The organism is Deltaproteobacteria bacterium, assembly GCA_003696105.1.
GTDB lineage: Bacteria > Myxococcota_A > Polyangia > Haliangiales > J016 > J016.
Genome location: RFGE01000146.1, coordinates 1 through 10,671, shown reverse-complemented (window position 1 = coordinate 10,671; position 10,671 = coordinate 1). Strand labels below are relative to the sequence as shown.

Here is a 10,671-nt window from a genome sequence, read left to right as displayed (position 1 = left end):
GGACTCGACCGGCGAGCCGCCGGGCCGCGACGCGCGCGGAACCGCCGAGCCGGGGCCCGTCGTCGGCGCCGAGCCGGTCGAACCGGGCGGGGCGGCGGGCGCGGTGGCGCGCCCGACCGTCGCGCCGACGCCGCCGGCTCGGGCCGCGGTCGCGCGCGACCCGGCTCGGTCGCCGCCGCCCGGCGGGCGCCGCGGCCTCGCGCCCGCGGCGCTCGCGACCGCGGTCGCGGCGGCGGGCATCACGTGGTTCGCGCTCGGCGCCGTGTTCGGCGACGGGGCGGGCGGCTCGCCGGCGCCGCCTCCCGAGGCGCCACGGGCCGGAGCGGGCTCCCGGGCGGCCGCGCCGGCAGATGCCGCCTCTCGGGCGGTCGTGCCGGCCGGCGCCGCCGCGGCCGGCGGCACGCCGGCTGCCCCAGCACGGCCGCCGGCGGTGGTCGCGGAGCCGCTCACCGGGTGCCCGCGCGGCATGGTCCGCGTCGACGCGTTTTGCATCGATGCGTTCGAGTCGCCGGGCCGCGGGCGCATCCCGGAGGTCGGCCTGTCGCTGGCGGCCGCGGCGCGCGCGTGCGCCGCGCGCGGCGCGCGCCTGTGCGCGCCGGACGAGTGGGAGCGGGCGTGCCGCGGGCCGCGCCACTACAGCTTCCCGTACGGACAGGCGTACCGCCGCGTGTGCAACGCGACGCCGGGCGAACCGGGCGCCATCGAGCCGGCCGGGTCCCGGCCGGACTGCGTGTCCGCCGAGGGGGTCTACGACCTCAGCGGCAACGTCGCCGAGTGGGTGGCCGGCGGCCGCGCGCGCGGCGGCTCGGCGGTGGACGGCACCGACGGCCGTTGCTCGCGCAAGCGTCGCGCCGACCCCGATCGCCCCCACGGGGACGTCGGCTACCGGTGCTGCGCCGATCTGGGGGCTTCGCCGGCGCGCGAGCCTTGATTGCAGCCAGCCGGCGGTGTAGAGACAAGGACCTTGATCGCCCGCTACAGCCGCCCGCAACTCGTTGAAATTTGGTCGGACACGGCTCGGTACGAGACGTGGCTCGCGGTGGAACTGGCCGCGTGCGAGGCGATGGAGCGCGAGGGCAGCGTTCCCGAGGGGACCGCCGCCGCGGTTCGCGCCGCCGCGGCCGGCAAGCTGTCGGCGGAGCGCATCCTCGAGCACGAGCGGACCACCCGCCACGACGTGATCGCGTTTCTCACGCACGTCGAGGAACTCGCGGGCGAGCCGGCGCGGTGGCTCCACCTCGGCATGACGTCGTCCGATGTGCTCGACACCGCGCTCGCGCTGCAGACGCGCCGCGCGCTCGATTGCGTTCTCGCCGGCGTCGACGCGCTGCGCGACGCGTGCGCGGCCCGCGCGCGCGAGCACAAGCGCACGCCGATGATCGGCCGGTCGCACGGGATTCACGCGGAGCCGACCACCGCGGGGCTGTCGTTCGCCCGCTGGTATGCCGAACTCGGCCGCGCCCGCGCGCGGATCGAGCGCGCGCGCGAAACGATCTCGGTCGGCAAGATCGCCGGGGCGGTCGGTACGTACGCCAACGTGTCGCCGGCGGTGGAAGCGGAGGCGCTCGCCGCGCTCGGCCTGTCGCCCGAGACGGTCGCCACCCAGGTCGTCGGCCGCGATCGCCACGCCGAGGTGCTCGCGGCGCTGGCGTCGCTCGGCGCGGTCATCGAACAGCTCGCGGTCACCGTGCGCCACTGGCAGCGGACCGAGGTCGGCGAGGCACAAGAGGGGTTCGCGCCGGGCCAGAAGGGGTCGAGCGCGATGCCGCACAAAAAGAACCCGATCCTGTCGGAGAACCTCACCGGGCTCGCGCGGTTGCTGCGCGCCTACGCCGACGCATCCTACGAGAACGTCGCCCTGTGGCACGAGCGCGACATCTCTCACTCGTCGGTCGAGCGGGTCGTGCTGCCCGACGCGACGACGCTGGCCGACTTCATGCTCGCCCGCGCCACGCAAGTGGTCCGCGACCTCGTGATCCGGCCCGACCGCATGCGGGCCAACCTCGAACTCACCGGCGGCCTGATCTTTTCCGAGGCGGTGCTGCTCGCACTGGTCCGCACGGGACTCCCTCGCCAGCAGGCGTACGTGATGGTGCAGCGCTGTGCGATGGCCGCGCAGGACGGCGCCGGGTCGTTCCGCGAGTTGCTCGGCGCCGATCCGGACGTGTCGGCGCGGTTGTCGCCCGCCGAACTGGACGCGCTGTTCGATCTGGATCATCACCTGCGCCACGTCGACCACATCTTTCGCCGGGCGCTGGGAGAGTGACGGTGGCGCGCTTCGATGACCTTTTGCACCGCGCCCTGGCCCACCCGCTGGAGCGCACCGCGTTTTTCGACCTGGGCCGGAAGTACGAGGGCAAGGTGCGCGACTGCTACATCCCGGGCGACGGCCGCCGCATCCTCATTGCGACCGACCGCGTGAGCGCGTTCGACGTGATACTGGGCACGATCCCGTTCAAGGGGCAGGTGCTCAACCAGATGGCGGCGTATTGGTTCGACGAGACGCGCGACCTCGCGCCCAATCACGTCCTGTCGGTGCCCGATCCGAACGTCACGATCGCCCGAGAGTGCGAGCCGCTACGGGCCGAGTTCGTGATGCGCGCGTACCTCACCGGCACGACCGAGACGTCCATCTGGCGCGCGTACGAGCGCGGCGATCGCGTGTTCTGCGGCCACCGCCTGCCCGACGGCCTGCGCCAACACGAGCGGTTGCCGGAGCCGATCCTCACGCCGTCGACCAAGGCCGACAAGGGCGGTCACGACCGGTCCGTGTCGCGCGACGAACTGATCGCGATGGGGGCGATCGCGCCGGACGAGTTCGACCGCGCCGCCGAGATCGCGCACGCGCTGTTCGCGTTCGGCCAACGTCGCGCCGCCGAGCGCGGCCTCATCCTGGTCGACACGAAGTACGAGCTGGGCAAGACCCCGGACGGCGACATCGTGGTGATCGACGAGATCCACACCCCCGATTCGTCCCGCTACTGGTATGCGGACGACTACGACCAGCGGATGGCGGCCGGCCAGGCGCCGCGGTCGATCGACAAGGAGTACGTGCGCTGCTGGCTGGTCGACACGTACGGCTACCGCGGCGACGGGCCGCCGCCGCCGATTCCCGACGACGTGCGAGTCGAGGCGGCTCGCCGCTACATCGAGATCTACGAGGTGATCACCGGCCGGCCGTTCGAGCCGGACTCCGACGAGCCGGTCGGCCGGATCGCCCGCAACCTCGGCCTGCCCGCGGCGGCCGGCCGCGGAGGACACGCATGAAGGCGCGCATCTACGTCACGCTCAAACCCGGCGTTCTCGATCCGCAGGGACAGGCCGTCCGCGGCACGTTGTCGCGGCTCGGCTTCGAGGAGGTCGCCGACGTCCGCATCGGCAAGTACGTCGAGATCGAACTGACCGAAATGGACGCCGACCGTGCGCGCGCCCGGCTCGACGACATGTGCCGGCGTTTGATCGCCAACACGGTCATCGAGGACTACCGCATCGAGATCGACGGATGAACTTCGCGGTCCTGAGGTTCCCCGGCAGCAACTGCGACGACGACGCCCTGCACGTGGTCGACCGCGTGCTCGCACCGCTCGGCGCGTCGGGGCGCATCGTGTGGCACAAGGACACGTCGCTGGCGGGCGTCGACGCGGTGATCGTGCCGGGCGGGTTCAGCTATGGCGACTACCTGCGCGCCGGCGCGATCGCGGCCCACTCGCCGATCATGGGCGCCGTGCGCCGGTTCGCCGAGGCGGGCGGGCCCGTGCTCGGGATCTGCAACGGCTTCCAAATCCTGTGCGAGGCGGGGTTGCTCGACGGCGCCCTCACCCGCAACGAGTCGCTGCAGTTCGTGTGCGCGGACGTGTACTGCGTCGTCGAGGGCCGGCCGACGCCGTTTACCCACGCGATTCCGGCCGGGCGCCACCTGCGGATGTCGATCGCCCACGCCGACGGCCGCTACGTACATCCGGACGTCGACGCGCTCGAAGCCGAGGGACGCGTCGTGTTCCGCTACTGTTCGAAAGACGGCGAGGTGGTGCCCGAGGCGAACCCCAATGGTTCGATGCACAACATCGCCGGCGTGTGCAACGCGGCCGGCAACGTCGTCGGCCTCATGCCGCACCCCGAGCGCGCCTGCGAGCACCTTCTCGGCGAGGGCGGCGAAGACGGCCGCTGTCTGTTCGAGTGCGCGCTCGCGTGGCAGCGAGGGAGGCCGGCGCGAGTGTGACGCGCGCGCCGTGACGAGGACAACGCCATGACCCAGCCGATCCCCTGGCCGACCGACCCCGAGGTGACGGAGGCGCTCGCCGCCGACCACGGGCTGACCGTCGACGAGTACCGCCGCCTGTGCGACGCCCTGGGACGTACGCCGACCTACACCGAGTTGGGCATTGCGTCGGTGATGTGGAGCGAGCACTGCTCGTACAAGTCGTCGCGCATACACCTTTCTCAGTTTCCGACCGACGGGCCGCAGGTCATCCAGGGGCCGGGCGAAAACGCGGGCGTGGTCGACATCGGCGACGGCCAAGCCGTCGTGTTCAAGATGGAGAGCCACAACCACCCGTCGTTCATCGAGCCGTACCAGGGCGCGGCGACCGGCGTCGGCGGGATTTGCCGCGACGTGTTCACGATGGGGGCCCGCCCGATCGCGCTGGCCGACTGTTTGCGGTTCGGGCGGCCGGACCACCCGCGCACGCCGTACCTGCTGTCGGGCGTGGTTCGCGGCATCGGCGACTACGGCAACTCGTTCGGCGTGCCGAACGTCGCCGGCGACGTGGCGTTCGACGCAAGCTACGACGGCAACATCCTGGTCAACGCGTTCTGCCTCGGCCTGGCGCGCGCCGATCGCATCTTCTACGGCACGGCGAGCGGCGTCGGCAACGCGGTCATGTACGTCGGAGCCAAGACCGGCCGGGACGGCATCCACGGCGCGACCATGGCGTCGGCCGAGTTTGGCGACGACGCCGAGGCCAAGCGGCCGACCGTGCAAGTGGGCGATCCGTTCATGGAGAAGTTGCTGCTCGAGGCGTGCCTCGAGCTGATGGAACTCGACCTGCTCGTCGGCATCCAGGATATGGGCGCGGCCGGGCTCACGAGTTCCTCCGTCGAGATGGCTGCGCGCGCCGGCTCGGGCATCGAACTCGATCTCGACGCCGTCCCGGTGCGCGAACGGAACATGACGCCGTACGAGCTGATGCTGTCGGAGTCGCAGGAGCGCATGCTCATGGTCGTCGAGGCGGGGCGCGAAGCCGAGGCGATGGCGGTGTTCGACAAGTGGGACCTCGACGCCGCGGTGGTCGGCCGCGTGACCGACACCGGCCGGGTCGTCGCCCGGATGGCCGGCGCCGTGCGCGCCGACTTGCCGGCGGGCCTGTTGGCCGACGGTCTCAAGTACGACCGACCGCGCCGACGGCCCGCGTACCTCGACGACGTCGCGACGCTCGACGTCGACGCGGTGCCGGCGCCGGGCGACCTGGCCGAGGCGCTCTTGCGCGTGCTCGGTTCGCCGAACGTGGCGAGCAAAGAGTGGGTGTATCGCCAGTACGATCACAACGTCCGACACGGCACGGTCGCACGGCCGGGGATGGCGGACGCGGGAGTCGTGCGCGTCGTGTCGCCGGATGGCGCGCGGCAAAAGGGCGTCGCGATCGCGGCGGGCTGCAACCAGCGGATGGTGTATCTGGACCCCTACGAGGGAGCGCGGCTCGTGGTCGCCGAGGCGTACGCGAACCTCGTCGCCACCGGCGCGCGCCCGCTGGCCGTCACCGACTGCCTGAACTTCGGCAGCCCCGAAAACCCGGAGATCATGTGGCAGTTCGCCGAGGCCGTGCGGGGCCTGGCGGACGCCTGCCGCGCACTGGGTACGCCGGTCGTGTCGGGGAACGTGTCGCTGTACAACGAGACCGACGGCGCAGCGATCAAGCCGACACCGATGATCGCGATGGTCGGTCTACTGGACGACGCCGCCGCCCGAGTGACCTGCTTCTTTCGCGGGCCGGGGCGCACGGTGGCGCTGGTCGGCGCGCCGGTCGGCGCGCTGGCCGGGTCCGAGTACCTGGCTGCGCTGCACGGGATCGAGCGGGGGAAGCCGGCGCCGCTGGACGTCGGCGCGGCGCGCGCCGCGTTCGACACGATGCTCGCGCTGGCGGACGCGCGGCTGCTCGACAGCGCGCACGACGTGTCGGACGGCGGGCTCGCGTGCGCGCTGGCGGAGTGCTGTGTCGCCGGGCCCGAGCGCGTCGGCGCGGCCGTCGACCTGACGGAACTGGCACCCGGCGCGCGGCCGGATGAAATTTTATTTTCGGAGGGGCCGGCGCGGTTCGTCGTGTCGTTCGCCCCGTCGGTGCGCGACCAGGTCGAGGCGATCGCGCGGGAGCGGGGCGCGCCGCTGCGCGTGCTCGGCACGACCGGCGGCGATGTGCTCGACCTCGGCCTGTGCCGCGTTGCCGTCGACGCGCTCGCCGATGCGTGGGAGACCGGATTCCGCGCGGTCGTGAAATGATGGTACTGTCGCTTACAGCGACGTGCTCACGGTCGTCACCTCCAACAACACCGCGATCTTCCGCGAACTGAAGTCGCCCAGCTTTCAGCAGCTGGACCTGCGCCAGGAGATCGTCACCACCGGGGTCGAGGCGCTCGAGCGCATTCGCGCGCTGCGGCCGGACCTGGCGGTCCTCGACGTGGACCTGCCGGAGGTGAGCGGCGCGGAGGTGTGCCGCCGCGTGAAGGCCGACCCGGATTTGGCGAGCACGCGCATCATCCTGGTCGTCACCGGGTCCGTCGCGCGCGGCGACGTCGACCGGCTGGCCGACAGCGGCTGCGACGACATCCTCACCATCCCTACGCCCGCCGAGGACCTGTACTCGCATGCGGCGCGGCTGCTCGACCTGCCGAAGCGGCAGCGGTCGCGCGTGCGGGCGCAGGTGCTCATGCCGGCGGGGTCGCGCACGCCGGTGCTGCGCGGCGAGGCGACGCACATCGCGCTCGACGCGGTCGAACTCGCCATCGAGCAGGCCGTCGAGGTCGGCACCGAGGTCAAGCTCCGACTCGGCCGCACCGGCTCGGGGCAGGCGGTCCTGGTCAAGGGCACGGTGGTCGCGTGCGCGGACAGCGCCGGCGCGCTGACCAAGACGTTGCGGGTCAAACTGTCCGGCCTGCGACCCGACGACGAGCGGGCGCTGGCCGACCTCGCGCTGTGGGAAGTGGTCGAGCGCCGCGACGGCCTGCTGGTGATGCTGCGAGGCGACATCGTCGAGACGACCGACTTCGACAGTCTGCTCGCGCAGCTCCGCACGCTGGACATCACGTTCGACATGGGCGGTGTGCGCTACCTCAACTCGACCGGCATCCGCCGGTGGGTCGACTTTCTCGAGCAGATCGATCCGGAAGCCACCTATCGCTTCGTGCGCTGTTCGGTCGCATTCGTCACGCAACTTGGCCTGGTGTCGCGCGCGCGCGGGCGCGGCGAAGTCGTGTCGTTCATGGCACCCTACTACTGCGAGATGTGCGACCGCGAGTCGGAGCAGTTGCTGCAAACCCGCGCGCTCGCGATCGGGGCGGGCGGCGTGCCGGAGCCGCCGGCGTTCGACTGCAGTCAGTGCGGCGGTCCGCTGGAGTTCGACGAGCTGCCCGAGCGGTTCTTCGCGTTCATGCGGCCGGCAACGTGAACCAGAACGCCGAGCCGTCGGCGCCGTCGGTGCGCGCGTCGACGCCGATCGCGCCGCCGTGCGCCTCCACTGCGAGCCGGCAGAACGCGAGGCCGAGCCCGGTGCCGCGCCGCGACTTGGCGGGCACCTGCGCGAACTTGTCGAAGATCCGCTCCCGGTACTCGCGCGGGATACCCGGGCCGTCGTCGATCACCGCGACGTGCACGGCCGACGCTTGCCGGGTCGCGCGGATCTGCACGCGGCCGCCGCGCGGCGAATATTTGAGCGCATTGTCGACGAGGTTCTGCAGGACGCGATAGATCCACTCGCGGTCCGCGTGAACGTACAACTCGGGGGCGACGTCCGTATCGATGCGGACGTCGCCGACCTGTGCCACGCGCGCCAGGTCGCGCGCGATGGCGTGGACGACGTCGGCGGCGGCGAACCGCGTGCGTTTCGGCGCGGCGACGCCGTCTTCGATGCGCGCGACTTGTAGCAGGTCGTCGGCGAGTCCGCGCAGCCGCAGCGCTGCCGCGAGGACGTCGTGACCGAGGTCCGCGGTTTCGCGCAGACCGGCCGCGTCGCACTGCTCGACGATCATCTCCGCCGACACGAGCACGCGGGTGAGCGGGTTGCGGAAGTCGTGCACCAGCATGTGCGTGAGGTGTTCGCCGAGTTCGAGCGCCTCCTCGAGTTCGACGTTGCGGCGCGCGAGCTTGCGCTGCAGCGACTTGAGCCGCAACAGCGACCGCACGCGCATCTGCAACTCCATCGCGCTGATCGGTTTGGTGAGCACGTCGTCGGCGCCGACTTCGATCGCGCGGCTCTGCGAACCGATGTCGTCGAGCGCGGTGAGCAGCAACACCGGGATCTGGTCGCCGCCGGGCCGCGCGCGGATCGCGCGGCACACGCCGTAGCCGTCGAGCTTGGGCATCACCACGTCGCTGAGGACGAGGTCGACCTCCGGGTGCGCGTCGAGCAGCGCCAGGCCCTGTTCGCCGTCGGCCGCCTCGAGCGGGGTGTGCCCGGCGCGCCGCAGAATCGATGCGCTCGACCGCCGCGTCGTGCGGGAGTCGTCGATCACGAGGATGGTCGCCGGCGCCGACCCCACCGCGTACAGTTCGAGCTGCGCGCGCAAGGTGGCGCGGTCGTACGGTCGCGCGACGACGCCCGCCGCGCCGCGTGCGACGAGCTGGTCGGCCACGGCGCGCTCGCCCGGTGCGGCGCCGACCACCACGGCGGGCTTCTGCGGCAGGTGGCCGCGGCCGTGCCGCTGCGGGGTGAGCGCGGCCGCCAGCGCCGCGCGGGCCTCGTCGACCGGCAGCGACGCGCTCAGCAGGACCACGTTGGCGCGGTGGGTGTCGAGCAGGGCGCGCGCCTCGTCCGCGTCGGTCGCAAACATCGTCTGATGGCCCGCCGGCTCGAGGCACGAGTCGACGACGCGGCGCTGCAGTTCGTTGTCGTCGACGATGAGGAACGTGAGCGCCGGCACGCGGTCTACCAGAGTACAATACGCGGGCGCGGTCACGCGAACGGCAGCACCGCCGCGGCGCCGGCCGCGAGACAGGCCGGCACGGTGGCGGCGACCAGGACGCGGCGGGCTCGGTCGCTCGCGCCGGGAGCGAGTCCGCGCCAGATCGCCGGCAGCGATCGGGCGACCGACGCGAGCACCGCCGTCGCGCCGACCGCGGCCGTGCCCGCGACGACGGGCACCGCGGGGCCGCCCACTCCCGCGACCGCCCAGCGGCCGACGGCGGTCGCGCAGTACCACAGGGCGGCCGCGGCCGCCGCGCTCGCCACGATCGCGCCGGCGTCGCGTCCGCGCGCGAGCAGGATGACCGCGGCGACTGCCGCGATCGCGACCGCGATCGCGAGGGGCGCGCGGCCGCGCGCCGCCAGCGCCAACAGCGACAGGGCCACCATCGAGGACGCCGCGACGCGGACGGCGGCGCGGCGATCGGCCTCGTCCGCCGTGACGCCGCCGGCCGCGAGCGCGCCGGCGACCGCGTGCAGCGCCGCCAGCGCGAGCAGGTCGTCGCGCCGCAGGTGCGCCGCGGCGCCGGCAAACCACGACGCGGCGGCGATCGCGACCCCGGCTACCGCGAAGCGCAGGCGCCGCTGCCACGCCAGGCCGATCGCCCCCGTCACCTGCGTGACCGCCGCCAGCGCGAACAGCGCCGCGACGGTGCGGCCCGCCGGCGGTGGCCAGGGCAGGGCGGCGGCCGCGTCGGCCGCCCACAGCGCGACCGCGACCGCCGCGGCGATCGCCGCGCACACCATCGGCCGCGCCGCGCCCATACCGCCATTGTGCTGCCGCGGGCGCCGCGGCACAACCGCGCGGCGCGGAAGCCCCAGCGGCGCCGGAGCGCCGCCCGCCGCCGGCCGCATCGGTGCGATTTCGCCGCCGCCCTCGCGCGCCGGCAGGGTCCCGGCGCCCCCCCTACAGCACGGGCGCGAGCAACGCCGCCGCCGCCCCGACGGCGCCCATGGCGACGCACACCGCGCGCGCGCGCGCCGACGGCTCGTCGAGCAGCACGTCGGCGAGGCCCGGCAGGGCGACGCCGAGGCGCGCGACGGCCGGCAGCGAGGCAACGGTCGCGGCGGCCGCCGTCGCTTGCGCGACCGGCGCTGCCGGCGGAGTGAGCGCCACGAGCGGCCATACGTGAGCCAGCAGGAGCACCTGGGCCGCGACGACGACCAGCAGGCCCCATGCGTGGCCGGCCAACAGCGCGAGGCCACCCAGGGTAACGACGCTTGCAATTCCAGCCACTTCGCCCGTAGCGCCCGGCAGCGCGAGCGCCGCCGCGGCGCTGGCGAGGGCACTGACGGCGACCCAGCGGGCAGGCGGTTGCAGCATAACTACAACTGTAACTAGATCGATACATTTGACAACATATTTTTACGTGAGGTGGCGCACGCGGCCGCGGCGCGCGCTATGCTGGTCGCGTGGTGCGCCGTGACGAAGCGGTCCAGCTGGCCTTGCCGTTGGAGGCGGGGACCGTTTCTCGCTGCGCTTGTCCAGCGGGTGAAAGTC

At 73.0% G+C, this 10,671-nt stretch carries 9 protein-coding genes; 7 read left to right on the top strand and 2 right to left on the bottom strand.

All coding sequences use genetic code 11. The features are described 5' to 3' along the window. From D6689_09990 to D6689_09960, 7 genes are all read left to right on the top strand, one after another. Positions 1–931, top strand: a 931-nt coding sequence (locus tag D6689_09990; GenBank protein RMH41867.1) for a hypothetical protein, incomplete at its 5' end; no start/stop codon positions are given. 33 nt (positions 932–964) lie between these two features. Continuing rightward, positions 965–2,266 carry an adenylosuccinate lyase gene (locus D6689_09985; GenBank protein ID RMH41866.1) on the top strand — a complete coding sequence of 434 codons (1,302 nt, stop codon included), beginning with the start codon at positions 965–967 and terminating at the stop codon, positions 2,264–2,266. Next, a complete protein-coding gene (locus tag D6689_09980; protein RMH41865.1) occupies positions 2,263–3,267 on the top strand; it encodes a phosphoribosylaminoimidazolesuccinocarboxamide synthase in 1,005 nt (334 codons plus the stop codon). The genes D6689_09985 and D6689_09980 overlap by 4 nt, the downstream gene beginning before the upstream one ends. Continuing rightward, positions 3,264–3,506 carry a phosphoribosylformylglycinamidine synthase subunit PurS gene (purS, locus tag D6689_09975; GenBank protein RMH41864.1) on the top strand — a complete coding sequence of 81 codons (243 nt, stop codon included), beginning with the start codon at positions 3,264–3,266 and terminating at the stop codon, positions 3,504–3,506. Before D6689_09980 ends, purS begins: the two co-directional genes overlap by 4 nt. Beyond that, positions 3,503–4,219: a phosphoribosylformylglycinamidine synthase subunit PurQ gene (purQ, locus tag D6689_09970; protein ID RMH41863.1), complete on the top strand. Its 717-nt coding sequence runs from the start codon at positions 3,503–3,505 to the stop codon at positions 4,217–4,219. The genes purS and purQ overlap by 4 nt, the downstream gene beginning before the upstream one ends. Before the next feature lie 27 nt (positions 4,220–4,246). Beyond that, positions 4,247–6,493 (top strand): phosphoribosylformylglycinamidine synthase subunit PurL, encoded by a 2,247-nt coding sequence (purL, locus tag D6689_09965; protein RMH41862.1) that lies wholly within the window; start codon positions 4,247–4,249, stop codon positions 6,491–6,493. A 22-nt stretch (positions 6,494–6,515) separates the two neighbouring features. Continuing rightward, a complete protein-coding gene (locus tag D6689_09960) occupies positions 6,516–7,658 on the top strand; it encodes a response regulator (protein RMH41861.1) in 1,143 nt (380 codons plus the stop codon). Here the strand turns inward: D6689_09960 and D6689_09955 are convergent. Together D6689_09955 and D6689_09950 are read right to left on the bottom strand one after the other, a co-directional pair. Next, positions 7,639–9,408 carry a response regulator gene (locus D6689_09955; protein ID RMH41860.1) on the bottom strand — a complete coding sequence of 590 codons (1,770 nt, stop codon included), beginning with the start codon at positions 9,406–9,408 and terminating at the stop codon, positions 7,639–7,641. The genes D6689_09960 and D6689_09955 overlap by 20 nt on opposite strands. A gap of 669 nt (positions 9,409–10,077) precedes the next feature. Next, positions 10,078–10,494 (bottom strand): hypothetical protein, encoded by a 417-nt coding sequence (locus D6689_09950; GenBank protein RMH41859.1) that lies wholly within the window; start codon positions 10,492–10,494, stop codon positions 10,078–10,080. Positions 10,495–10,671 lie beyond the last annotated feature (177 nt).